The organism is Arthrobacter sp. BG3, from assembly GCF_056680185.1.
This window is the reverse complement of sequence record NZ_CM155270.1, coordinates 4,393,347-4,416,644: the sequence shown is the minus strand read 5'-3', so window position 1 is coordinate 4,416,644 and position 23,298 is coordinate 4,393,347. Positions and strand designations below refer to the sequence as shown.

Here is a 23,298-nt window from a genome sequence, read left to right as displayed (position 1 = left end):
GCCCGGCCCGGACTGCCCTGGGCTCTGGGCTCTGGACGGGAGCATCGCTGCGTAGTGGGTTTTCCCGTGACGCTACTGGCAGCGGCAGTGTGTGCGCGCTCATAAGTGCGGGGTTTGGGCTCTTCTGGTTTGGGGAACTGCGGCCGGTTAGCCCTTGTCGAGTTCGTCGAGCAGGGATTTCGCTGCTTTGGCGATGTCGTTGTGGTCGTATTGGGCTGCCCGATTCTCGATGGCAAGAATTGCGCAGCGGTGCAGCCGGCGGAAATCGCCAAAGGGAAAGCTGTAGCGTCCCTTCGTCCCGTTTGATTTTTCACTGTCGATGCCGAGGTGCCATTTCCCGTATTCGACGTACCCGTGCTTGTCGATGAACTCATTTTCCTGGTCGGCGTCAGGGGCATGTTCGCTCCAGTCGTCGCGCGTGTCCCGGGCAATTCTGGCGTCCCTGATCAGCTGCCGGGCATGACCCAGCGCCGCATTGTTGACTTTTATAGTCATGGCTTGACTCCGCTCCGTTGCACTTCCATTTTCCTGCACCGTCCCGTCCTGGGCGACGCCTTTCAGCGTGGCGCGGGCTCCGTCGTCGGCTTGAAGGGCCAGAGGGACCCGCCGACGCGCGGATGGCGCCGGCGGTCCGCGCTGGATCGAAAGGTCAGTGCTGACCCAGGCTTCCTCCGGCAGGTGGGACCGTGCCGGGTCCGCCTCCTGTGCGCCTCTCGCGGTCGGCCTCGCTCAAGGTGTCGCCCAGGGCCGTCTCGTCGGAATCTCCCTCAGTATCAACGAGGCCGTTGGTCTGATCGAAGGGCTTGGCATCGGACCGGCCAACCCTTTCGTTCCCGGGCCGGTTTGCGCCCTGGGCGAGTCCCTCACCAGGGAAGACGCTGCCTGCGGTGCCCGTGGGAGGCACAGCTTTTGCTGCCCGGGGTGCAGGGTCTCCTTCTGAATCTTTGGCGCCTGCTGCAGCCGCAACGCCGACCGCAGCCGCCGCAGCGAGTCCTACGCCGGCAACGACTTTGCTCGAGACTCCGGCTTTGCCGCCGTCTCCCCGGGAGGCAGCCGCCGTTTCAACGCCTGGCGCACCCGAAGGGGCCCCTTCACTGACGGTTCCCCGCCACGCGCCTGTCGCATAGCCCTCATCTTCAATGAATGTCTTGAACCGGTTGAGGTCGTTCTCGGCCTGTTTGTCCACGATGTTCAGTTTGTCGCCGACTCTTTCCACGAGACCTTGGGGCTCATATTCAAGCGACAGGTGAACCGAGGTCTGACCGCCCCCGAGATCTTCGAAGGACACCTGCCCTGCATTGGTGGCGCCCTCGGTCGCGGCCCATGCCACTTTGCGGTCCGGAACCTGCTCCAGGATCCTGGCCTGCCATTGGCGGCGAACCCCGGCGATTTCTGCAATCCACTCCAGCCGGTCGTCGCTGAGTTGTTTGACGCTCTTCACCCCGCCCATGAAGTGGGGAAAATCCTCGAACTGCGTCCACTGGTTGTAGGCCACGCTGACGGGAACGTTGACCAGGATCCGCTTTTCCACCTTGGTGCTCACGATCTCTCCTTTGACTGGACTCGGGAACTGACGACATGTTCACTAATCATCAGTGTGCTTACTATATCCGTGAGCGCGCATGGCAGCCAGAGGTGCAACCAGATTTTCCCCGGCGGCCCAATGGGGGTGGTCTTTGACCATCTTCCCTGGGCTTCCTCCATCGAACATGTTTGGATGACATGAACTTCAGCATTCCCGCTAACCGGCGCGACATCCGGCACTGAAGAACAGGACCAGAAAATGACTGAAATCCAGCGTTCCGCCGACGGCACAGAAATCGCCTTCGAACGGACAGGTGAAGGACCAGCCCTGATCATCATCGGCGGTGCACTGAACAGCCGACGTTCGACCGACACGCTGGTGCCTCGGCTGGCCCCGCACTTCACCGTCTACGCTTACGACCGCCGCGGGAGGGGCGAGAGCTCCGACACGCTTCCCTACAGCCCGGGGCGTGAAATCGAGGATTTGAAAGCGCTGATCGCTGCGGCAGGAGGTTCGGCCTACGCCTACGGACACTCCTCGGGTGCCATCCTGGCACTCGAAGCAACGGCCGGCGGAGCGGCCATAACCAAGCTGGCGGTCTACGAACCGCCATATCTCACCGGGCACGCCCCCGAAGAGTCGTGAAAGAACTTCAGGGACCGGGTCCAGAAGACACTGAACGAGGGAGACCGGGAAAGCGCCGTGGAAATGTTCATCCGCCATACGGGCTCTGACTTCGATGAAGGCATCAAGACAATGCCGTGGTGGCCCGCGCTCCTCGGCGTTGCCCACACCCTGCGGTATGACCTCACCCTGACAAGCGACGGAACCGTCCCGGAGAGACTGTCGAACATTCAAGTTCCCGTGCTCGGAATCTACGGTGGTGCGAGCCCGTCCTGGGCCGGGAATGCCATCAATGCCGTCGCCGCAGCCGTTCCTGGCATGAGAAAAGTACAGCTGGAAGGCCAAAACCACGCAGTCTCCGACGAGGCTGTCGCACCGGTGCTGATCGAATTCTTCAACAGCACTTCAGCGTAGGGGGAAGCGGCCGCCGTCTTCGGCGGCCTATACCAAAAAACCGGAAGCCACGGCCGTGGAGAAGGACTACCCCAGCAGGGAGACGGCGTGGGCGATGACGAGGGCCAGGAGAACGAATCCTCCGGCGGCTTCGAGTCCCATCATCATCTTGGCCCGTGGCGACAAGGGCATGGTGTCGGTGGGGCTGAAGGCCATGGAGTTGGACAGGGAGAAATATGCGTAGTCAACGAAGGAGGCGACCCAGCCGCTTTTGACGGAGGACCGCGTCGCAACTTCCGTGACGGCGTCGTGGTCTTCGTCCTGGGGAAAGCGGAAGTCAGCAGCCGGGAGGTTTTCCCGATGGGAGTTCCTCCGTGCGACCGGGCCGCCGCGGTCAAGTTCCCAGAAGACCAGGGCGAACGCGATGATGTTCGTTACCCAGATCTGCAGTGCCGCCAGAAGGAGCGTGCGCCCGTCACCGCCACCGGAGGCGGTCAGCAGAATGATGAGTTGCACCAGGGCGACGCCATTGGCGGCGACAAGGAGGAGTGCCTGGCCCGTGGCCAATCGTTTGGACCAGCGTGTCTCTTTCTGCAGGCGGCGGGGGTTCAGGATCAGCAAGGGAATCAGCATCACGAGTCCGATTCCCACCACGGTATAGCGGATGACCGGCAGGAAGGAGCTGGGCAGGGCGGCATAGAGGCCCAGCGCAATGAGCAGCCCGATTACTGCCGGCCAGCGGTGTTCGGCATTGTTTTTCAGGTTTGCAGTATCAGACATCCGCCGAGTCTAGGCAAAGCAGCGGTTCATCCCGGCATGGGCGCGCTCTCTGAGGGGCAGGCCGTCTTCAGCGCTTGAGGTCAGGTCGCTGGGGAAGCCTCCGCGCGAGTCCAGGACTCAAGCGCGGAGGCTCCGGCTCTCCAAGCTGGGGGGACTGGAGAGCCGGTCTCAGTCTAGTGGCAGGCAGGCACGCCGTTGTGACATTTTCATGCCTGGCGTCCCGCTTGGTGGGCTCTTCCGGGCGGAACGCGGGCTCTCCGACAAGGGCTAAATCATCCGGGCCCGTAGCCGGGGGGCTCGACGCCGGAGGGCTCGACGTCGGCGGGGTGCGCAGCGACCGGCGGCTGGTCCGGCGCGCCGACGGGCTCCGCGGGAAGCCATCCAGTCACAAATAATGCCGCGATCGCCAGCAGCACCGTCAGGGCCAGCGCCGTCCGCAGGGCCTCCAGACGGGAGGCGGAGTTGACGGACATGATGGCATCCGCCGTCGCCTGGTCCACTCCTGCAGTGTCCAGCGCGCTCTGAAGCTGGGTGTCGGAAATGAACGAAACGCCGCTGGCCAGCTGGACCTTGGCCTGCTCCTGAACGGTGGCGGGAACGGCGGGATTGTCCTGGGTGCCTGCCGCGAATGAAGCGCCCAGGGTGGCAATGAGTACCGATCCGATCAAGGCGGTCCCCAGGGAGGCCCCGAGGTTGGTGGCAGTGTTCTGGAGGCCGCCGACCTCCGCGGACTGCGAGTCCGGTACGGCGGAAACAGTGATGGCCCCGAGCTGCGAGGACATTGCTCCCAGGCCGAAGCCCATCAGCAGCATGGGAACGGCGACAATGCGTGCGTCCGCGCCGGGGTCCATCCCGGCAACGAGGATGAGGATGCCGGCGATCATCAGAAAGAACCCCAGCCGGACGACTCTGCGGGGGTTCGCCTGTGGCCTGACCTTGGGGATTCCGGTGGCGGCCAGAACCAGCGCCACAGATAGCGGAAAGATCCGAATCCCGGTTTCCAGTGCGCTCAGTTCCAGCACCACCGACAGGAACAGCGGGATGGTGAAGAACACGCCGGCCTGCACCAGGAATTGAGCGAAGAATCCGCTGAGGCCGCCGGTAAGGCGCTGGTTCCGGAAAAGCCCGGGGTCGATCAGCGGATCCCTTCCGATTGCAGCAAGGTGCGAGGTCCGCCGCACGAACACATACAGGACAAGCATCCCGCCGATCAGCAGCCACACAACGGGGGAGAGGCCGAGCATCATCGGCGCGCCGGGTTTGGACTGGACCCAGCCCCATTCACCGGAACGCAGCACCCCAAAGACAGTCAGCCCGAGCCCGAGAATCGAAAGTCCGGCACCCGCGAGATCGAGCCGGATCCTGGCCGGCGGGATGTCCTCGACTTTGCGCAGGAGCAGCAGGATCATCAGGACAATGCAGCGAGACGATCGCGGGCATGATCAGTGCCGCACCGATCCCCTCCAGGAGGGACCAGCCCAGCAGAATGATGCTGAGGTTGGGGGCCAGGGCCGTTGTTAACGAGCCGGCTGCGTAGATGACCAGGCCGAGGGCGAACGCCCGGCGGCGGCCACGGTGGCCATCGAAACATTCATCACCGAACTGTCCAGGGTCATCAGGAACTGGCTGCCGCCCAGCACCGCCAGGACGAGCCCGGATGCAGTCCGAGCCGTTGCCGCTGCCCCGGTACTCACGGTTGCGCGAGCGTGCCGGAAGTCCTTGCGCGCATGGAAGTCATGGTCCGCGCACAGGTATGGACTCTCAAGCACGAATAGTTCGTGTGCAGCGCTCCCGGCTCCGGAGCCTGGACGATCAGCGCTCCGGGATACTGCCGCCGCCCTGCACCTTACTTTGGGGAGCCTTTCGGGCCTACAGTTGGGCTTCCAGAACCGTCGACAGGAGTGCCCCATGATTACCCTGCAGATCGAACATCGAGTCCGTGACTTCGGCATGTGGAGGAGGGCTTTCGACAGCGACCCACTGGACCGCGCGGCGTCGGGGGTGCGCTCCTATCGGATCTCGCGTCCGCTCGACCAGGAGGACTACGTGATGCTGGAGATGGATTTCGATACGCAGGAGGCTGCCGTGGATTTCCTGGCGCGGCTGCAGAACGATACGTGGAAAACCGGCGTGACGGCGCCGGCGATCGTCGGTGAGCCATCGACCAGGATCATCGAGACGGTGTCCATCGAAAGGGTGGACGCCCGCTGACTCCCCGGCTAACCGTGCGTGAAGGCGGCCGGGCTCATTGCGGCCGGTTGGACGGAGGGGCGCTGAGCCGTGTGCGGACGGCAAGACCGGCGCAGAGAATGACGGCCACGCCGCCGACGATGATCCTCCAGGCCAGCTGCTCGCCGAGCGGTCGCCCGGCCCAGCAGACGCCGAGGTAGGCAAAGGCGGCCCACTGCAGGGCCGTGCCCGAGGGCGGCTGCTGGGACATCGGGAGGGCCGCCAGGAAAACCATCAGGGGAGAAGCGGGAACGAGGGCCCAGGAGACTGTGTGCCAGGCGCCGAGTTCGCGCGCGAGCAGCCCGCCCTCCGCGTAGCCAACGGCTGCGGCCACGACGGCACCGAAGAGCAGCAGATCTGACCTGTGTAGCTGTCCGATTCCACCGGACTGTGCGGAGGCGGAGGCGATCGCCGCCGCCGCGCCGACACCGGTGATGAGCCAGAACGCCGGCGGTGGGCGTTCCCTGCCGCGGAGCACTGCCGTTGTTGCAGTCCGGGCAGGCAGCAGCGCGGTGACCGCCGTGACTGGCGGGGACGGCGGAGAGCGCGAACGACGTCAACAGCGGGAAGCCGACGACGATCCCGCCGGCGACAACGGCCAGGCGCGCCCACGGGACGCCGCGCGGCAGTCGCTGCCTGTTCTATGCACAGCCGAACTAGGCCCTGTGAGGACGATTGGGCCCACGATGTCGGCATCACCACCACCGCCGTGCCCGTGGCATCCGGCGACAGCTCCCGGCACGTCGTCTAGCTTCACCCCCTGACCAAGAGCGTGTCCCCGGGCATCCGCGTTGCCGCCGTGATCGCTCGGGGACCGGCGCGCGAGCGTATTCTGGCCGACCGGGTGCCGAACCGATGTACGTCAGCGGGGTGCTGCAGGCAGCGGCTCTCGACGTCGTCACGCAACCTGCGTGGCAGACGCACCTTCGCGGCCTCGACCACCAGCTCCAGGCCCGCCGCGACCTGCTGGTCGGCAGCCTGAGGGAGCATGCCCCGCAGGCCCATATCGAACCCGTACCGAGCGGGGGGACTGAACTTCTGGGCATGCCTGCCCGACGGGACGGACCTCGAACGGCTTGCCCGCTGGAACGCAACAACCGCTGACAAGCGGCGATATCGCCGCAGGATAATCTGGACGTATGACTTCCGCAGCGCAATCCACCGTCAGCCTCGACGGCCGCCTCGACGCCCGCTTCGCCAGGGAGCTGGAGGAAATGGCCATTCCCTGGCAGGCGGAGCCGGCCCCGGACCCTCGCCTTCTCGTGCTCAACGAGCCCCTGGCCACCGGGCTGGGCCTCGACCCCGACTACCTGCGGGGGCCAGACGGATTACTCCTGCTGACGGGGAATCTGGTCCCCAGCGGCGCCACTCCAGTGGCCCAGGCCTATGCCGGCCACCAGTTCGGCTCGCTGTCCCCCCGCCTCGGCGACGGGCGCGCGCTCCTGCTCGGTGAGATCACGGACACGGAGGGCCATCTCCGCGATGTCCACCTCAAGGGCTCCGGTCGCACACCGTTCGCCCGCGGCGGTGACGGCCTGGCCGTAGTCGGTCCGATGCTGCGGGAGTACATCGTGAGCGAAGCGATGCACGCCATGGGCATTCCCACCACACGTTCCCTGGCGGTGGTGGCGACGGGGCGCCCGGTTCTCCGCAACGCCATGTTGCCCGGAGCGGTACTCACGCGCGTCGCAAGCAGCCACCTGCGGGTGGGCAGCTTCCAGTACGCCCGGGCCACGGGCGACGCCAGCCTCCTGCGCCGCCTCGCCGATCACGCGATCAGCCGCCACCACCCCGGCGCCGCCGAGGCCAAAAACCCCTATCTCGCGCTGTTCCAGGCGGTAATAGCCGCACAGGCATCGCTACTGGCCCAGTGGATGCTCGTGGGATTCGTTCACGGCGTCATGAACACCGACAACATGACCATCTCCGGCGAGACCATCGACTACGGACCCTGCGCCTTCCTGGACGCTTTCGACCCGGCCACGGTCTACAGCTCCATCGACGACACCGGACGCTATGCCTACGGCAACCAGCCGGTCATGGCGGAATGGAATCTCACGAGGCTTGCCGAGTCCCTTCTGCCGCTCTTCCACGACGAGCAAGAGCAGTCGGTCGCCCTCGCGCAGGAGGCCCTCGCCGGCTTCCGCCGGCAGTACAGCGCCGCCTGGTCTGCGGGCATGCGGACCAAGCTCGGCCTGCCCGACCACCTCGACGACGTGACCTCGCCGCTGGTGGACGAATTGCTTGGCCTGCTCCAGGCCGGACAAGCTGACCACACCTCGTTCTTCCGGAGCCTCGGCGCAGCCGCCCGCGGCAACCCTGAAGCTGCCCGGAGCATGCTCCCTGATCCGGCGGCGTTCGACGCGTGGGCCCGGCGATGGGGCGCCCTGGCACCCGATGCCGACACAATGGACCGGGTTAACCCGGTGTACATCCCCCGCAACCACCTGGTCGAGGAGGCCCTCGCCGCCGCCACGGCTGGCGACCTGGACCCGCTCCTGGAACTCCTGGACGCGGTGGGCAGCCCGTACGACGAACGCCCCGGACTGGAGCGGTACGCTGCCGCCGCGCCGGAAAACTTCGGTTCGTACCGGACGTTCTGCGGAACCTGAGGCCTGTCCGCCAGGCGGGCGGCTGCACCAGCGGCCCGCTCCAGCGTCAGGTTTCGTCCAGCCGCGGCAGGGATACTTGAAGGAGGCGCAGGACCGGCTCCCGCCATTCCGCTCATCAGGCGGGGGTCGTTTTTTGCCCTGATTCGACCGAACCCTGAAACCGGCCCCGCAGAGGCTCTGGAGGTTATGTGACGTTGCTAGCAGGTGGAGCGGTCGCGACGGCCGCCCCGCAAACAAACGCACGCACGAGGCTGGACGGCCTCGACGTTCTTCGCGGCGCCGCCGTTGGTGCCGTGCTGCTGGGCCACTCCTGGCCCGCGATATTCCAGGGTGCGGGCATCGTCGGTGTGATTGTCTTCTTCGTGCTGAGCGGCTACCTGATCACGGGCGTGCTGCTCAGGGACGTCGAACAGCACCGCAAGATCCGCTACGGCCGTTTTTACGCGCACCGTGCTTTCCGCCTGCTGCCGGCCCTCACCCTGTTCCTTGGTGTGTACGCCGTCGTTGAACTGACGGCCGACGTCCTGGGGGACCGGACCAGGGGGCTCATCGGCTATACCCTTCTCGCCGGGTTCGGATACCTCAAAGACCTGCCGCTGCCCTTCGACGTCAGCCTGGCCATCGGACCGCTCTGGACGCTGGCGGTGGAAGAACAGTTCTATCTGATCTGGCCGGCGCTGTTGGTGCTCGCCCTGCGGAAAAACCGCCAGAGGCGGCTGGTTGGCTGGTCTGCCGCCGTCGTCCTCTTGTTCATGACGGCCAGTGTCCTGGCGATGCTGAACTTCGCTCCGCACCTCCACTCCCTGGTCTACGCGCTGCCCACGACATGGGGCCTCGGCCTGATCGTCGGGTCGGCGCTGCGGCTCTACCGGGTCCATGTCTTCGGCCTGTTCGCCGGCCGCCGGCTCAGGCTGGTGGCCCTGCTGGCCTCGTCCCTTCTCTTGGCTGGGCTGGGCTTCTTCCCCAAGGCCAACGAAACACCGTTCTTCTTCTTCGTCGGTGGTCCGCTGGCCATGGCGGCCGCGGCCGTCCTTGTGGTCCTGGCCGCTTCCCGAACCCGCGGGATGCCGAAGTGGACGCGTCCGGTGCAGGTGCTCGGCACGGTTTCCTACGCCGTTTACCTCTGGAACTATCCCGTCATTCTCTGGCTGAATGGCGGCTCGACAGCCGACCTGCCGCCGCTGGTGGCGTGGTCGGCCATCCTGGCGACCCTCCTGCTGGCAGGAATCAGCTGGCACACCGTCGAACGACTGGGCCGCATCGCGCGTGGCCGCTTCGACAAGCACCAGCACGCCCAGCGGCCGGCCGCGGTCAGCTAGCGCCAGCGATGGTTGCTATACTCCAAAATATACCCCTTGGGGTATTATAACCGCGGCCCGGACGTGTGCCATCCGCCGCGGGCCCGGGAGTCGGTGGTGTTGCAGGATACCCCCTGGGGTATTATTGTTGGTAGTAAGCCAACGGGGTTATCCCCACATCTTTACGAAGGAGAGCACATGCTTATCGAGCGCATCTACGACGAAGACCTCGCCCAGGCCAGCTATTTCATCGGCTGCCAGGCCAAGGGCGAAGCACTCGTCGTTGACCCCCGCCGCGACATCGACGTCTACCGCAACCTCGCCGCAGCGAACGGGATGAAGATCGTGGCGGTCACCGAGACCCACATCCACGCCGATTTCCTCTCCGGGACCCGTGAACTGGCGGCCGCTACCGGCGCCACGGCCTATGTCTCGGGCGAGGGTGGGGCGGACTGGCAGTACGGCTTTGAGGCCGAGCGCCTCAACGACAACGATGTGATCAACCTGGGCAACATCACGGTCAAGGCCCTGCACACCCCCGGCCACACCCCGGAGCACCTGTCCTTCCTGATCACTGACGGCGCGTTCGCCGACGCCCCCGGCTACCTGCTCTCGGGCGACTTTGTGTTCTCCGGGGACCTGGGCCGGCCGGACCTGCTGGACGAGGCTGCCGGCGGGGTGGACACCCGCTTCGGCGGCGCCAAGCAGCTCTTCGCCAGCCTGCGCGATAAGTTCCTGACCCTTCCGGACCACGTTCAGGTCCACCCGGGCCATGGCGCGGGCAGTGCCTGCGGCAAGGCCCTTGGTGCGATCCCGTCCTCCACGGTCGGCTACGAGCGGCTCTACGCCTGGTGGGGCCCGTACCTGGCCGCCAACGACGAGGAGGGCTTCGTCGCCGAACTCCTCGACGGCCAGCCCGACGCCCACGCCTACTTCGGCCGGATGAAGCGCGAAAACCGGGAAGGCCCGGCCGTGATGGGCGAACGCGCCCCGCTGGCCGAACTCGACCCCGCCACCGTCGCGGAAGACCTCGCCGCGGACAAGGTGACGTTCATCGACACCCGCCCCAACGACCAGGTCCACCAGGGCACCGTGACCGGATCGCTCAACGTTCCCGCCGGCAAGTCCACCGCGAGCTTCGGCGCCTGGGTGGTCAACCCCGAAACCGACAAGAACCCGCTGGTGCTCCTGGCCCCGAACCAGGCAGCCGCGCAGGAGATGTGGGACCACCTGGTCCGCGTCGGCATCGACAACGTCGCCGGCTACCTCACCGATCTTCAGGGCCTGCCCGTCAGCACCCCGAAGCTCATCGCCCCCGAGGACCTCGCCGGCTTCGACGCCGCCATGGTCCTGGACGTCCGCAACCGCACCGAGCACGCCGCCGGACACATCCCCGGCTCCCACCAGCTCAGCGGCGGACGCGTGATGTGGAACCTGAACGAGCTCCCGGCGACCGGCACCATCGTCAGCTACTGCCAGAGCGGTGTGCGGAACTCCGTCGCGGCCAGCGCGCTGCGCCGCGCCGGCTACGACGTCGTCGAACTCGACGGCAGCTACGCCGCCTGGGAAGCCCGGCAGCCGCTGGGGTCCCTCGCCAGCAACTGATCCAGGCACCATCTGAAGTGATTGACTGACATGCGTTGGCGGCGGTCCGGGACACCGGGCCGCCGCCAACGTCTGTCCCAAAATAAGTGGAGTAAACAGATGACGCCCGGTAACGCCCCTTCACCGCAGGACCTCCGAGCCCGGCGGGAAAACCGACGCACGCCGGAGGCCATCTCGCTGGGCCTGCGGCAGAACCTGGCCCAGTTCATGCTCCTCGTCGCCGTCAACGCCCTGGTCGGCGGCACCCTCGGCCAGGAACGCACAGTGCTCCCGCTGCTGGCCGGGCAGGTCTTCCACCTGGACCTCTACACCTCCGCCCTGACCTACATCCTGGCCTTCGGCCTCGCGAAGGCCGCCACCAACTACTTCGCCGGCACCCTCTCGGACCGCTACGGCCGCAAACCCGTCCTGATCGCCGGCTGGCTCATCGCACTTCCCGTTCCACTGCTGCTGATCTTCGGACCGTCCTGGGGCTGGATCGTCGCCGCCAACGTCGTCCTGGGCATCAGCCAGGGCCTCACCTGGTCCACCACCGTGATGATGAAAATGGACCTCGTCGGCCCCTCCCGCCGCGGCCTGGCCATGGGCCTGAACGAGGCCGCCGGCTACCTCGGCGTCGCCGCCACCGCCCTCGCCACCGGCTACATCGCCGCCAACTACGGGCTCCGGCCCGGACCCTTCCTGCTCGGCGCCGCCTACATCGCCGCAGGCCTGGGCCTGTCGGTCTTCGCGGTGAAGGAGACCCGGGGCCACGCCCGGCTGGAGGCCGTCAGCCACGTCTCCGCCCACTCCGGCGCCCACGGACAACTGGGCAACCGGGAAATCTTCACCCTCACCAGCTTCCGGGACAAATCCCTTTCCTCGGTCAGCCAGGCCGGCATGGTCAACAACCTCAACGACGGCCTCGCCTGGGGCCTCTTCCCCGTGCTCTTCGCCGCCGCCGGACTGACCATCGAAAAAATCGGCATCCTCGCCGCCGTCTACCCCGCCGTCTGGGGCGCCGGCCAACTCGTCACCGGGGCCCTGTCGGACAAACACGGCCGCAAACCGCTGATCGTCGGCGGCATGCTCGTCCAGGCCGCCGCCCTGGCAATGATCGCCGTCGGCCACGACTTCGGGATCTGGCTGACCGCCGCCATCTTCCTGGGTCTCGGAACGGCCATGGTCTACCCCACCCTGCTCGCGGCCATCGGCGACGTCGCCCACCCGGCCTGGCGGGCCCGCTCGGTCGGCATCTACCGCCTCTGGCGCGACGGCGGCTTCGCCGTCGGCGCACTGCTGTCCGGAATCCTCGCGGATGCCTACGGCATACCGGCCGCCGTGGGAGTGGTCGCAGGACTGACAGCGCTCTCGGGCCTCCTTGTGGCCGTCCGGATGCGCGGCACCGACCACCACAGCCACCGCCCGGACTAGCGGAGGTCCCCGTGCCGGGAGGCGCACCCGGCCATTGCAATCCGCGGCCGCATCGCCGGGTTCTACCGGACGGGCGACGCCCGCGACCGCCACCGTGAGGCGTACTCGTGGGGCGGACTGACGTCCCGGTCCCCGTTTCGGGAGCTGTGGACGCCGCTGCTGCCGTCGATGCTTGCCAACATGGCCGGGTGGATGGCCCGGCGCCGGGTGATGTCCGGCGAGGCGGAGGCAACTGCAGAGCCGACGACGCGGGTGTTCCGAAGTGCTTCCCGAGAACGTCGCCAACGCCGCCGCCGTACTCACCGGCAGCGAGCTCTCCCACACCACCGGGCTCCACATCCCGGTCGACGCCGGCGTGGCCGCGGCCTTCCTGCGAGGAACACGGAATCCCCCGCGGCGGACACTTTCACGGCCCCGGCCGGGACGGTGTCCGGCAGTGCCTTGCACAGCAATGCGTCTGATTGCAGTGTGTTCGCCGCCGTCGACATCGGCGCCTCCTCCGGCCGGGTCATCCTGGGCCGGGTTACGGGCAGTCCCGGCGGGGCGAGGGCCGAGTTGGAGACGGTGCACCGTTTCCCCAACGGGGTCAAAGAGCTCGACGGCGGCCTCCGCTGGGATTTCGATGCTTTGTTCGCCGAGGTCCTCACCGGGCTCGCAGCCGCCGCCACGGCGGCCGCTGCCCGGGGCGGGAGGATCGCCAGTATCGGGATCGACACCTGGGCCGTGGACTACGGCCTGGTCAACGCCGCCGGCGAACTCGTCGCGGCGCCCTTCAGCTACCGCGATGACCGCAGCCGTGACGCCGTCGCCCGGGTCCACCGGGACCTGGACCCTGCCCGGCTCTACGCCACCACAGGGCTGCAGTTCCTGGAATTCAACACGATCTACCAGCTCGCCACCGGGCGCGACCTGGCGGGGCTGCAGGCACTCCTCATTCCGGACCTCATCGGGTTCCTGCTGACGGGCCAGCGCCGCACCGAGGCCACCAATGCCTCAACCACCGGGCTTTTCGACGCTGTCGCGGGGGAATGGGCCACCGGGTTCCTGGCCGCATTGGACCTGCCGAAGGACCTGTTCCCCCCGCTGATCCAGCCCGGCGAAACCATCGGGACCCTGCTCCCGGCCCTTGCCGAGCAGCTGGGCCTCTCGGGGGAGACGGCGGTGATCGCGGTCGGGTCACACGACACCGCCTCGGCTGTTGTCGCCGTCCCCGCGGAGACCCGGGACTTCGCCTACATCTCCTCCGGCACCTGGTCCCTGGTGGGCGTGGAACTCACGCACCCCGTCCTCACCGAGGCCAGCAGGGCAGCCAATTTCACCAACGAACGCGGCGTGGACGGAACCATCCGCTACCTGCGCAACGTCGGCGGGCTATGGCTCCTCAGCGAATGCCAGCGCACCTGGGCCGCCGAGGGCCATCGCCCGGAACTCGCAGAACTGCTGGAAGCGGCTGCAACCTTGCCCCCGGGCGGACCGCGGATCAACGCCGATGACCCGGCGTTCACCGCACCGGACAACATGCCGGAGCGGATCCGCGACACCGCCCGCAGGGCCGGGGCCGTCCTCCCGGACGAGCCCTCCGCGATCGTCCGCTGCATCCTGGACAGCCTCGCAGCCGGTTACGCCCGGACCATCAGCGACGCCGAAAGACTCGCCGGCCGGGCCGTCGACGTCGTGCATATCGTGGGCGGTGGATCGCAAAACAGGCTCCTCTGCCAGCTCACTGCCAACGCCACCGGCAAACCTGTCGTCGCGGGGCCGGTCGAAGCCACCGCCCTCGGCAACGTGCTGGTACAGGCCCGCGCCGCCGGCGCAGTCCACGGGGGACTGGCCGAGCTCAGGCGGCTCGTCTCCGGGGGCACTAACCTTGCACGGTACGAGCCGGAAACGCGCAACAGCGAACTGCTGCCGGCCCGGCAGAATCACCGCGATTCAGCCTGATTCCGGTCCGCCGGGCGGCAGTATGCCCCGGTTCCTACGCGATTTCGGCCGCGACGCCGGACGGCGCCACCGTTCCCTGGCCGTGCCTCCGCGCAAACGTGCGGAAACGCTGGCTTGAGAGGGCGATGATAAGGAGGATATCCAGGGAGAGGCCCACGAGGTTTGTCTCCAAGGCCACACGTGGGCCGCCGTTGAGCACGTCTGTGGCCTGAATGAGGATGGCAACAACGCTGAGCAGCATGGCCGTGACCCTTGAGCGGTTTCCGCCCCGGAGGACGAGCCAGGCCAAAACGATCTCGCCCGCCGCAAAGACCGCAATGACCGTCACAACAGCCGGCAACAGCAAGCTGTCCGTTCCTGCGCCCGCGGTAGGGTTGCCGCCCAGCTGCAGTGACACGGCCAGGGCGAGGGCTGCGATACCGCGCAGGCACAGGAGAACGCCGCCGAACAGCGTCGGGGCAGGGCGCTTGTTCGCAGTGTCCGTCCGCGAGCGGTGCGTCTCCGCGGTGACGGTGCCAAGGTGCGTGAGGTCCACGACCGGCAAGTTTCCGTCCGTTGAAATCGTGTCACCTCCGCCGTTGCGCGCGTGGTAACCGGTGGAAAAATCCCGGATGACGGACACTTCGGCTTCGGGTACGGCCCGCTCCAGGGTTGCCAGGACAAAGTCCCTTTCCTCGTCGGTGTTCTCCTCGATCTTGTGCGTGATCTGAAGAGTGAACAGGGACAACCCCACCGCGCGGTCATAGGTCCCGGCCGCCAGCCACTCGACCCGGACGCCGCCCGGCAGCACCCACCCTGGCGGGCAGTGCCAGAATCGGATGTGGTGCCGCTTGCCCGGATTCCCGCCGACTTCCTGCTGGTAGGCGAAATCCTGCTGGCGGCCAAAGAGGAACAGCGGGCTGACCGGCGCCTCGTCATAGCTTCGGCGCATGAGGGTTGAAGCGACTATCCGCCGGCTGCTGGCCAGATCGACGTCGTCGGCCTGGGTCCAGCCTGCCCGGCGCATGGCGGCATGTACCTGATCTTCCGTTGCGAGCAGCGCCATGTTGACCGGGTCACCCAGCAGTCCGTCGCTGGTCCGGGCCCGGCCAATGAAGTAGTCGGGAAGGTAGACCCCGGTCAGGATCCGATGGATCCGGGGCAGGACCAGATACGCCAGCGCGGCCCAGAAGACGATCGAGAACCACAACCGGCCCCATTGCAGGCTTTCCTGCAGAAGGATCGTCGCCAGCCACACGGCGGCCACACCACTGAAAATAAACAACCCCGTGTCCAGAATGGTGTCCGTGTCCGGAATTCGGGCACGGCGCCTCCCGCCCCGACGTTCCCCGCCGGTCATATTTCCAGCCTTTCGCCGCCGGGCGCGTTTCGCCGCGGAGCGATCGTGACGGAGGAGACAGTCTTCAGCCCTGGATGCAGGGGGTCGCCGCCGTCCACCACGCCGGTCTGCCACCACAAGTGCAGGCCTTCCGGCGCCACCTCCAGGCAGGCCAGATTATTGTCGAACCATGGCCCCTTGACACCGGACCAGCGGAACGGCGGATCCGGTACCTTCGCCGAGCGCGCCACCAGGGCGCCGACCGGCGTTGCCAGGCCGTATGACATCACGGCAGCGAAAGACCTCATCAGCCGGGGCAGCGGGTTCCGGATGGGCGAGCAGACAGCCTGCATGATCCGGCTGCCCGAGGCACGCTCCACCTGGGCAACGTAGGAGTAGTGGACGTCCCCGGAGAGGAAGGTGATGGTTTCCGGCGCCGGACCCCTCTTGCCGTCGGCGACCTCTGTCACCATCTCCGCCACTTCCCGGAAGCTGTTCTGGAAGGCGCCCCAGTGTTCAAGGTCCACCGCCTGGCGCACCTTCTCGCCGGCGCGGGCAGCAAGCTTCCCCCACGCGCCCTGCGTCACCGCCTCATTCCAGGACTCGACGTAGTGCAGCCCCATCGGCAGCAGGAACGGCAGCGAAGTCGCCACGAGCAGGTGCCGGAAACCGCCGCGCATCCGGGCGTCGACCCACGCCATTTCCGCCTCATCAACCAGGGCGCGGCGGTCCGGCGTCAGGTCGCGGGCAGCGCGGGAGTCCACCACAATCAGCCGGGTGTCCCCGAAATCCCGGCAGTAGCTCCACCGGTAGGATCCCGGGTCCTGATCGGCCCGATCTGCGAAATCGTCCAGCGCCGCGCCCACGTCGATCTCGCCCTCACCCGTGTGCGCGGTGATCCGCTGCCAGATGGCGTCCCCGGCGCGCTCCTGCGGTGACAGGTTCCCCAGATGCTGGTAGACCCAGTACGAGGCCAGCCCCGCGACAATCCGCTCATGCCACCACGAGGTGGCTTCCATTTTTTTCTTCCAGCTGAGCGAGGTGTTCCAGTCGTCGCGGATGTCGTGGTCGTCGAAGATCATGGCGCTTGGCAGTGTGGACAGCAGCCACCTGTTCGCGGGGTCTGACCAGGCCAGGAAATACAGGTGGGCGTACTCCTCGAAGTCTTTCAGCTCCTCGCCCGGCGGTGCCTTGATGTCCCGCCGGTTGCGGATGAACTCCTGCATCTGCTCGCTGGTTAGGTCGGCGTACACCTGGTCCCCGAGGAAAGCCACCAGATCCGGCCACGGCAGGTCACCGCCGGAGGCCATTTTCAACGCGTAGGCGCGCAACGAGTCGACGCCGTGGGTCCGGTTGCCGGATGCATCGTGCGGGACGCTGGTCCGGCAGGAGCCAAAGGCCATCCGCAGCGGATTGCCCGTCTTCAGCGTCGCAATCATCGACGCCGGGAACCCGGACTCCGGGTCGGGCCAAACCGGTGTTCCGTTGACGTCAAGGGCATAGGGCGTCACTGTTCCGGGCACAAGTCCGTCCAACTCCACCAGCGCGTAGTGGTGGCCGTGAACCGCGAAGGTGCGGGCGGTCCGTTCCCTGCCGCCGGCGCGGACCAGGACCAAGGCAGCCGACCGGGTTTCCACCCAGATACTCGCCGAGGTCTCATCCACGTACCGGATCATGGGGCCGAGCACCACGGCAGAGGTCGTCATGACTCAGTTCTACCTGCTCGGCCCCGGTGCGGCCATGGCCTGGCGGAAATGACCCGGCGGCCTACTGTCGTCCGGGGTCCCCGGGTCCCGGGCCGGCGGTCGGGGCGCGGCTGCTCAGCCCCGCTGGGCCAGTGCGTAGCTTGCGGTGGCGTAGGCCAGGGCTCCGGACATTTCCTTGAGCAGGTTCGAGTCGGTATTGCTGATGGTGTCGCAGGCCTGGTGGTAGCAGGAATCGAGTTTCTTGCCGGCGGCGCCGCCGTAGGACTGCACCTGGGCCTTGGTCTTCTTTTCCACGTCGCCGCTGAACAGGCCGCCGGTTGGAATGCCGGCCTGCAGGAACGCGTCGTAATCGGAGCCGCCGTCAAAGGGTGTGGTCTCCGCCGGCAGCGAGTTGTCCTGGAAGAAGCGGAAGAAGACGTCCTCGATCTGCTTCGACCCGGCCGGCCCGGCGTGGCCGAAATCGGCCCCGTCGCCGTCGTGAATGGACCGGACCCCGTTCGGGGAGGCCATCATGTCCACGTTCAGGTTCGCCGCTGTCTGGGCCTTCTCGGTCTTGCTCAGTTCGTCGACGTAGTGCTGGGAGCCGTAGAGTCCGTCCTCCTCGCCGCCCCAGAACGCAAACCGGATCCGGTTCACCGGGGTGATCCCGCTCTCCTTCATCCACTTGGCGATCTCAAGGATGGCCGCGACCCCGCTGCCGTTGTCGTTGATGCCCGGCCCCTCGCGCACGGAGTCCAGGTGGCCGCCCACCACCACGGTGTTTTCGGCGCTGCCCCCGGTATCGGCGAGGATGTTGAAGCTTTCCACCTGCTTGCGGTTCCTGCCGTCGCCGCGGAAGGTGAAGGTTTGCCGGACAGGGTTGTACCCGGCAGCGCGCAGCTGCCCCTCCACGTAGCGGGCAGACTCCTCATACCCGCTGGTCCCGGAGGCGCGGTTGCCCCCGTTCGCATCAGCGATGCGCTGCAGCGCCTGAAGATGGTCCATCATGCCCCGGCCCTTGAAATCAGCCAGCACCGCCCGCGCATCCACCCCGCCCGCCGGCGCCAGCCGCGACGCCTTAGCACTGGGGGCGGTGGACTTGCTGGTCGGGCCGCTCGTCGGGGCGCTGGTCGGGGCGCTGGTCGGGGCGCTGGTCACGCCGTCGGACGGGAAACCTACCGGGGATCCGGCGGCCTGCTCGGAGGTGCAGGCCGTTGCAGAGAGCAGCAGCACTGCCAGAATGGATGGAAGTACATGCCTGCGCAGAGTCAACATGTTCGGAAACCCGTCATTAGTCGGTTTCAGGTCGAAAGGTCAAAACGCTCGCCACCGAAGCCGGCACGCCGCGGTCACCATTGAATCTGCGGATACCTCTATCAGTTTCGACCATTCTTGTGGATCCGGCTGTATCCGCAATAGCGACTGCCTGTGAAAATGCTGTGCGAATTGGCCGGGAGGATCCCCCGGCGCCAGAGCCGGCGGGGGAGTGCCTCCTCCGGTCATCCGCCGGCATCGGAGATGGCCGTTTGAACCCGCGCGAGCACCCTCGAATGGGCCTCCAGGGGCCCGACCTCCAGATGGATGATGGGGTCGGGCCGGGGAAGGGTCCGGATGAGGAAAGGAAGGAAGCGTCCTCTGGGAAGTCCGTGCATCTCGCGGAGCGCGAGCTGGCAATGAAGATACCGGTCCATGACGACAAGGCCCGGATAGCGCCGGGCACGGCGGTGTGAATCCAGGACGTTGAACGTGCTGACCGCCGTTTCACCCGCCTGCCGCGGCGGCAGGCGCCTGCCCAGTTTCGCGCCGAGCAGCGGCATCCTTCGGCGACCTGCATAGTTTCGGAGGAGCAGCGCGCTTGTCCCCGTCAGACCCGCGGCATCAACAATGGCCTGCGCCGCCGTCGTTTTCCCTGAGCCGTCAATTCCGGTGAGCACGATCAGCAAGCAGTCTCCTTCTGGTGGGTGGGTGTCAGGCCGCTACTTCCCCAACGAACGAAGACACCCGTTGATCCCGGGCCGCTCCCGGGCATAGGGCTGCCCGGTCAAGCCGCAGCACCACATCCGGTCCCGTGGCGTATCTCGTCACCGGTCAGAGATTGTGGGCCAGAAGCTCAAGCCCAATCACCAGAAGGCTCAGCACCACTTCGGCGCATACGATGACGGCTTTGTGGCGGACCGGCAGTTCCAGCCGTCGGATCGCGAGGTAGCCGATGACGAGGAGCGTGACGACGAGAACTGCCACCGCCCACTGAAGTGCCACGGCCGTCGACCAGAGCCCGAGCCCGGCCGCCGTCAGGAGCAGGAGCGGGGTGACCAAAACGCCCAGGGCCTCAGTGCTGACCGCGATCATGTGGTGCAGTTCGTTGCCGCTGGGGAGTTTGGCGTGCACGGTCAGGTGGCTCAGCAGGTCCGCGACGAAGATCCCCAGCAGGGAACCGACCACCACAATGCTGAGCGTTGCCGCGGCGGCGCCGGGCGTCGTCTCGTCGGCGTGGCTGCTGAGGGCCAGCACCACGGCCAGGCTGGTGAAGCTGATATAGACGCGCTCCTTGAGGCTCTCGGCGCGTTGGCGGGCAGTCGGTTCACGCCGTCCGGTCGGTTCAGCCGCGTTCATCGAGGGACCCCTCTCTGTGCGTGGAGCGCTCACTGCCGTGAGTGCGGATTACCCAAGGATGGCAGTCCGCTGCCGGGCCAGGAAAGGGTTGTGAGGGTGAAAGAGTGACCAGGGCCTGGCCCGTCAGGTGCCGCGGTTCCCCAGATGTTGGATAAGCCCATCAAGGATGGGCAGTTGGCCGCCGACCAGCTTGGTGCGGGCTTCAGGCACACCGGCCCATTTGGCATCGTCAATCTCGGGGTAGCTACGGACCACGCCGGAGCCCTTCGGCCATTCCAGGGCGAAGGTGTTGCTCACGATTCGTTCGGGGGCAAAGTCGGACTCGGCCGTGTAGACCGTGATGATCTTGCCGGAGGTTTGCCGGAAGTCGCCCAGCCGGATGTAGTCGGCGGACGGTGCCGCAGTTCCCATTTCCTCGGCGAACTCGCGAAGAGCGGCGGCCAGCGGGTCCTCGTCCGGGGAGTATTCGCCTTTGGGAATCGACCAGGCGCGGTGGTCCTTGCGGGCCCAGAACGGGCCTCCCATATGGGCTATCCACACCTCCATTTCCGATCCGGGGCCCTGCCGGTAGAGCAGTATGCCTGCGCTCCGAATGGTCATCAGTCCTCCACCTGTCCGGGGTGCCCGGCGACCGCGGTCCCGCCGTCCGTCCCGGCATCGAGCCCCGGCAGGAACTGGCGGTTCCTGATCCGTGATTCGCCGAATTCGAGCGCCAACGGCTCAATCTTCCAGGGGCCGGGGTCCCTGGTCTTGGGGCGTCCCACGGCAATGTGGGGTGTCCAGCGGGGGTACCTGAAGCCGAGTGCCCGTGAGCTGAGGATGAAGTCATCGACATTGTCCACCAAAAGCCCGTCCAGCAGCTCGTGCAGCGCCTTCACGAGGCAGACCTGATAATCCCGCACATGTTGCGGCACCTCCACCTCCAGGCCGCTCACGCGCCCGCCGCCGAGCAGGACCAGCCTCTCGGACATGGCGGAGAAGCCTCCCAGCACCGGCAGCCCCGCCAGCCAGGAAACCGCCGCGCTGGCCGCGGCCTCCGCCGTGGTGATGCCATTGGTCCACTCGGCGATGTCTTGGGCGAACTCCGCGAGGATGCCGATGTGCAGCAGGGTCAGATGGAGCCCCTTTTGCCTGCGGAGCGCATCGACACGGCTGCCCAGTTCCTCATAGTCGGAGGGCCCGGAGCCAACGCTGAGGACCGGCACCTCAACGGTGATGCGCGGTGGCGCAAGCATGCGGACCCCTCTCGTCCGTGCCGGGGTGTGGTTCTTCGAGCCATTATCCTCCCGCGCGGGCAGCGGCGGGGTGCCCTGCGGATCGGACTGGGCAACATGACACAATCAACCAACCACCCATATCGGACTCCCGCTCACGCCTCCGGAGGGCGGGGAACCGGTCCCATGGCTACAAAGGAGCGTCGTGAGCAGCCCAACCCAGCGCCAGAGCGAACCCGCCGGGGACTTCACGGCCCGGATGTTGACCGGCCAGATGTTGACGGCCCCGGCGTATCCACAATTGCGGCTCAATATTGATGCCCTCGAAAATAACATCCGCGTGATGGCAGCGTGGTGCCGGCAACGGGGCGTGGAGCTGGCCCCCCATGTCAAGACAACGATGTCGGCGCCCATCATCGAGCGCCAGATGGCATCCGGTGCCGTGGCGGTCACCGTCGCGACCGTGGACCAGCTCGCTTCGGTGCTGCAGTGGGGACTGCAGCACGTTCTCGTCGCCAATGAGATCGTCGACCCTTACGGCCTCATGCGCCTCCGCACCTGGCTGGAGGAAGACTCCCGGCGGGAAATCCGTTGTTTCGTCGACTCGGCCGCCGGCGTCGAGGCGGCGGCCCGGGTTTTCGCCGGAGCGGCCGTTTCCCTCGAGGTGCTCATCGACGTCGGAACCCCGGGCGGCCGCACCGGAACCAGAGATCTCCACGAGGGACTTCGCCTCGCTAGGCTGGTCCACGGCACCCCCGGGCTGCGGCTGGCCGGTGTTGCGGGGTACGAGGGGGTGGTTCCCAACAGCCGGGCGGAGTCCACGATCGAAGCCGTCGACCGGCACTGCAGACTGGTGCGGGACGTGTATCTTGCGGCCGCAAAGTATTTTGAGACCGCCACGCCCATCTACTCCATGGGCGGTTCGGCCTTTCCGGACCGCGTCGTCGAGCACCTGCCCGATGACACCCAGGTGCCCGGCACCAGAAGGCTTCTCCGGTCGGGCTGCTATGTCACCCACGATCATGGCACCTACGCCGGGGTCAGCCCGGTTCCGGGCCTGGTTCCGGCGCTGTCGGTCCGGGCCGTCGTCCTGTCCGCCCCCGAGACGGGAATGGCCGTCGTCGGCGCCGGTAAACGGGACCTGCCGTACGACGCCGGACTGCCGGTCTTCCTGTCGGCCCACACCGCCGAGGGTGTCCAGCAAGAGGGTGCAACCGCCGTCGTTCGCAACCTTTTCGACCATCACACAGTCCTCACCGGAGTGAGTGGGGTGGGCGTCACGGATGTGGTCGACTTCGGGATATCGCACCCGTGCTCCGCCTTTGACCGCTGGCCGGAATATCTCGTCACCGACGGCAACGGACACGCCACCGGTGTGTGGCGCACGGACTTCCACCGGGCGTCCCTGGCCACGATCCCGCTGCCCTGACTCCGGACCTCTGGGCGACCGCTATCGGCCCGGTGCCCGGTACAGGAGAAGCCGGACGGACTGGGCTGCGGCCACCCGCCGGCATGGCCCGTTCCAGATGGCGAAGCTGGCGAACCGGTGGGCCCCGCGGCGGCCGGAAGTGTCGGCGGCCGCGGCCCTGACTGCCTGGGCGGGATGACCGGCCGGGCATCGCGTCGGAGGAATCCGGCCAGCCGACTACAGCGACCCGGAATCTCTTCGCCAGGCCTTTGCCGGCGCCGACAAGGTGCTGCTCCGGGATGACCAGGCCGGGAAAGTCTACGAACTCGGCGGAGACGTGCCGTTCAGCCTCAGCGAGCTGGCCGAGGAAGTCAGCGCCGCCGCCGACAAGCCGGTGAAGTACCAGGACCTGCCCGCGGAACAGGATGCAGAGGTCCTGGTGGGCGCCGGTCTGCCGGAGGGTTATGCGGCCATCCTGGCGGACAGCGATCTCGGCATCGCCAGCGGTGAGCTGCTCGTGACCAGCGGTGACCTCAGCACGTTGATCGGCCGGCCGGCGACGAGGATGCGTGAGGCCGTTCAGGCGGCCGTGCTTTCCCCGGCAGTCTGAACCAGCCCACGGACGGCCAAAGGGGCCGAC

22 protein-coding genes and 2 pseudogenes are annotated in these 23,298 nt (G+C 66.9%); 11 read left to right on the top strand and 13 right to left on the bottom strand.

Going from position 1 to position 23,298, the window contains the following annotated elements; translation table 11 throughout:
- Nucleotides 1–147: 147 nt before the first annotated feature.
- The gene (locus tag AC1MFL_RS19975; protein ID WP_479812297.1) at nucleotides 148–495 is read right to left on the bottom strand and encodes a hypothetical protein; all 348 of its coding nucleotides are present in this window, start codon (nucleotides 493–495) and stop codon (nucleotides 148–150) included.
- Nucleotides 496–649: 154 nt separating this feature from the next.
- Nucleotides 650–1,543, bottom strand: a complete 894-nt coding sequence (locus tag AC1MFL_RS19970; protein ID WP_479812295.1) for an SRPBCC family protein — start codon at nucleotides 1,541–1,543, stop codon at nucleotides 650–652.
- A 240-nt stretch (nucleotides 1,544–1,783) separates the two neighbouring features.
- On the opposite strand from AC1MFL_RS19970, the gene AC1MFL_RS19965 reads away from it, so the two are divergent.
- Both AC1MFL_RS19965 and AC1MFL_RS19960 read left to right on the top strand, forming a co-directional pair.
- Entirely contained in the window at nucleotides 1,784–2,170 is a 387-nt protein-coding gene (locus AC1MFL_RS19965; protein WP_479812294.1) for an alpha/beta fold hydrolase, read from the top strand.
- Nucleotides 2,171–2,227: 57 nt separating this feature from the next.
- Nucleotides 2,228–2,563: an alpha/beta fold hydrolase gene (locus AC1MFL_RS19960; RefSeq protein WP_479812293.1), complete on the top strand. Its 336-nt coding sequence runs from the start codon at nucleotides 2,228–2,230 to the stop codon at nucleotides 2,561–2,563.
- 66 nt (nucleotides 2,564–2,629) lie between these two features.
- Here the strand turns inward: AC1MFL_RS19960 and AC1MFL_RS19955 are convergent, their stop codons facing one another.
- The 3 genes from AC1MFL_RS19955 to AC1MFL_RS19945 form a co-directional block, all read right to left on the bottom strand.
- On the bottom strand, nucleotides 2,630–3,322 hold the full coding sequence (locus tag AC1MFL_RS19955; protein WP_479812291.1) for a hypothetical protein: 693 nt from the start codon (nucleotides 3,320–3,322) through the stop codon (nucleotides 2,630–2,632).
- Nucleotides 3,323–3,594: 272 nt separating this feature from the next.
- Nucleotides 3,595–4,731 carry an MFS transporter gene (locus AC1MFL_RS19950; RefSeq protein ID WP_479812289.1) on the bottom strand — a complete coding sequence of 379 codons (1,137 nt, stop codon included), beginning with the start codon at nucleotides 4,729–4,731 and terminating at the stop codon, nucleotides 3,595–3,597.
- Between the two features lie 108 nt (nucleotides 4,732–4,839).
- Entirely contained in the window at nucleotides 4,840–5,091 is a 252-nt protein-coding gene (locus tag AC1MFL_RS19945) for a hypothetical protein (RefSeq protein ID WP_479812287.1), read from the bottom strand.
- A 139-nt stretch (nucleotides 5,092–5,230) separates the two neighbouring features.
- Between AC1MFL_RS19945 and AC1MFL_RS19940 the strand changes: the two genes are divergently transcribed.
- Nucleotides 5,231–5,533: a hypothetical protein gene (locus AC1MFL_RS19940; RefSeq protein ID WP_479812285.1), complete on the top strand. Its 303-nt coding sequence runs from the start codon at nucleotides 5,231–5,233 to the stop codon at nucleotides 5,531–5,533.
- Nucleotides 5,534–5,567: 34 nt separating this feature from the next.
- Here AC1MFL_RS19940 and AC1MFL_RS19935 read toward each other — a convergent pair.
- Nucleotides 5,568–6,180: pseudogene (locus AC1MFL_RS19935) on the bottom strand (EamA family transporter).
- A gap of 38 nt (nucleotides 6,181–6,218) precedes the next feature.
- On the opposite strand from AC1MFL_RS19935, the pseudogene AC1MFL_RS19930 reads away from it, so the two are divergent.
- From AC1MFL_RS19930 to AC1MFL_RS19905, 6 genes and pseudogenes are all read left to right on the top strand, one after another.
- Nucleotides 6,219–6,635, top strand: a pseudogene (locus tag AC1MFL_RS19930) (aminotransferase class I/II-fold pyridoxal phosphate-dependent enzyme); the annotation flags it as partial.
- A gap of 55 nt (nucleotides 6,636–6,690) precedes the next feature.
- Nucleotides 6,691–8,163 carry a protein adenylyltransferase SelO gene (locus AC1MFL_RS19925; RefSeq protein ID WP_479812283.1) on the top strand — a complete coding sequence of 491 codons (1,473 nt, stop codon included), beginning with the start codon at nucleotides 6,691–6,693 and terminating at the stop codon, nucleotides 8,161–8,163.
- Nucleotides 8,164–8,351: 188 nt separating this feature from the next.
- The gene (locus tag AC1MFL_RS19920) at nucleotides 8,352–9,482 is read left to right on the top strand and encodes an acyltransferase family protein (RefSeq protein WP_479812281.1); all 1,131 of its coding nucleotides are present in this window, start codon (nucleotides 8,352–8,354) and stop codon (nucleotides 9,480–9,482) included.
- A gap of 177 nt (nucleotides 9,483–9,659) precedes the next feature.
- Complete coding sequence (locus tag AC1MFL_RS19915; protein ID WP_479812279.1) at nucleotides 9,660–11,066, top strand: MBL fold metallo-hydrolase; 1,407 nt, start codon at nucleotides 9,660–9,662, stop codon at nucleotides 11,064–11,066.
- Nucleotides 11,067–11,273: 207 nt separating this feature from the next.
- Nucleotides 11,274–12,479, top strand: a complete 1,206-nt coding sequence (locus AC1MFL_RS19910) for an MFS transporter (RefSeq protein WP_479815590.1) — start codon at nucleotides 11,274–11,276, stop codon at nucleotides 12,477–12,479.
- 426 nt (nucleotides 12,480–12,905) lie between these two features.
- Entirely contained in the window at nucleotides 12,906–14,420 is a 1,515-nt protein-coding gene (locus tag AC1MFL_RS19905) for a rhamnulokinase (RefSeq protein WP_479812277.1), read from the top strand.
- A 34-nt stretch (nucleotides 14,421–14,454) separates the two neighbouring features.
- Here the strand turns inward: AC1MFL_RS19905 and AC1MFL_RS19900 are convergent, their stop codons facing one another.
- The 7 genes from AC1MFL_RS19900 to AC1MFL_RS19870 form a co-directional block, all read right to left on the bottom strand.
- Nucleotides 14,455–15,684: an LssY C-terminal domain-containing protein gene (locus tag AC1MFL_RS19900; protein ID WP_479812275.1), complete on the bottom strand. Its 1,230-nt coding sequence runs from the start codon at nucleotides 15,682–15,684 to the stop codon at nucleotides 14,455–14,457.
- Between the two features lie 71 nt (nucleotides 15,685–15,755).
- Nucleotides 15,756–17,444: an alkaline phosphatase D family protein gene (locus AC1MFL_RS19895; RefSeq protein WP_479812273.1), complete on the bottom strand. Its 1,689-nt coding sequence runs from the start codon at nucleotides 17,442–17,444 to the stop codon at nucleotides 15,756–15,758.
- Between the two features lie 114 nt (nucleotides 17,445–17,558).
- Nucleotides 17,559–18,656, bottom strand: a complete 1,098-nt coding sequence (locus AC1MFL_RS19890) for a M20/M25/M40 family metallo-hydrolase (RefSeq protein ID WP_479812271.1) — start codon at nucleotides 18,654–18,656, stop codon at nucleotides 17,559–17,561.
- A 266-nt stretch (nucleotides 18,657–18,922) separates the two neighbouring features.
- Nucleotides 18,923–19,366, bottom strand: a complete 444-nt coding sequence (locus AC1MFL_RS19885) for a nucleoside/nucleotide kinase family protein (RefSeq protein WP_479812269.1) — start codon at nucleotides 19,364–19,366, stop codon at nucleotides 18,923–18,925.
- A gap of 145 nt (nucleotides 19,367–19,511) precedes the next feature.
- Complete coding sequence (locus AC1MFL_RS19880; RefSeq protein WP_479812267.1) at nucleotides 19,512–20,036, bottom strand: hypothetical protein; 525 nt, start codon at nucleotides 20,034–20,036, stop codon at nucleotides 19,512–19,514.
- A gap of 123 nt (nucleotides 20,037–20,159) precedes the next feature.
- A complete protein-coding gene (locus tag AC1MFL_RS19875) occupies nucleotides 20,160–20,636 on the bottom strand; it encodes an NUDIX hydrolase (protein ID WP_479812266.1) in 477 nt (158 codons plus the stop codon).
- Nucleotides 20,636–21,271, bottom strand: a complete 636-nt coding sequence (locus AC1MFL_RS19870; RefSeq protein ID WP_479812265.1) for a hypothetical protein — start codon at nucleotides 21,269–21,271, stop codon at nucleotides 20,636–20,638. The genes AC1MFL_RS19875 and AC1MFL_RS19870 overlap by 1 nt, the downstream gene beginning before the upstream one ends.
- Before the next feature lie 184 nt (nucleotides 21,272–21,455).
- On the opposite strand from AC1MFL_RS19870, the gene AC1MFL_RS19865 reads away from it, so the two are divergent.
- Both AC1MFL_RS19865 and AC1MFL_RS19860 read left to right on the top strand, forming a co-directional pair.
- Nucleotides 21,456–22,679 (top strand): alanine racemase, encoded by a 1,224-nt coding sequence (locus AC1MFL_RS19865; RefSeq protein ID WP_479812264.1) that lies wholly within the window; start codon nucleotides 21,456–21,458, stop codon nucleotides 22,677–22,679.
- Nucleotides 22,680–22,944: 265 nt separating this feature from the next.
- Nucleotides 22,945–23,268 (top strand): hypothetical protein, encoded by a 324-nt coding sequence (locus tag AC1MFL_RS19860; RefSeq protein WP_479812263.1) that lies wholly within the window; start codon nucleotides 22,945–22,947, stop codon nucleotides 23,266–23,268.
- The last annotated feature ends 30 nt before the right edge of the window (nucleotides 23,269–23,298 follow it).

Excerpts from the sequence above, each read along its gene's own strand:
- AC1MFL_RS19925 (WP_479812283.1), top strand. The coding sequence starts at position 6,691 with ATGACTTCCGCAGCGCAATCCACCGTCAGCCTCGACGGCCGCCTCGAC.
- AC1MFL_RS19965 (WP_479812294.1), top strand. The coding sequence starts at position 1,784 with ATGACTGAAATCCAGCGTTCCGCCGACGGCACAGAAATCGCCTTCGAA.
- AC1MFL_RS19875 (WP_479812266.1), bottom strand. The coding sequence starts at position 20,636 with ATGACCATTCGGAGCGCAGGCATACTGCTCTACCGGCAGGGCCCCGGA.
- AC1MFL_RS19940 (WP_479812285.1), top strand. The coding sequence starts at position 5,231 with ATGATTACCCTGCAGATCGAACATCGAGTCCGTGACTTCGGCATGTGG.
- AC1MFL_RS19915 (WP_479812279.1), top strand. The coding sequence starts at position 9,660 with ATGCTTATCGAGCGCATCTACGACGAAGACCTCGCCCAGGCCAGCTAT.
- AC1MFL_RS19870 (WP_479812265.1), bottom strand. The coding sequence starts at position 21,271 with ATGCTTGCGCCACCGCGCATCACCGTTGAGGTGCCGGTCCTCAGCGTT.
- AC1MFL_RS19895 (WP_479812273.1), bottom strand. The coding sequence starts at position 17,444 with ATGACGACCTCTGCCGTGGTGCTCGGCCCCATGATCCGGTACGTGGAT.
- AC1MFL_RS19910 (WP_479815590.1), top strand. The coding sequence starts at position 11,274 with ATGCTCCTCGTCGCCGTCAACGCCCTGGTCGGCGGCACCCTCGGCCAG.
- AC1MFL_RS19880 (WP_479812267.1), bottom strand. The coding sequence starts at position 20,036 with ATGAACGCGGCTGAACCGACCGGACGGCGTGAACCGACTGCCCGCCAA.
- AC1MFL_RS19955 (WP_479812291.1), bottom strand. The coding sequence starts at position 3,322 with ATGTCTGATACTGCAAACCTGAAAAACAATGCCGAACACCGCTGGCCG.
- AC1MFL_RS19975 (WP_479812297.1), bottom strand. The coding sequence starts at position 495 with ATGACTATAAAAGTCAACAATGCGGCGCTGGGTCATGCCCGGCAGCTG.
- AC1MFL_RS19950 (WP_479812289.1), bottom strand. The coding sequence starts at position 4,731 with ATGATCCTGCTGCTCCTGCGCAAAGTCGAGGACATCCCGCCGGCCAGG.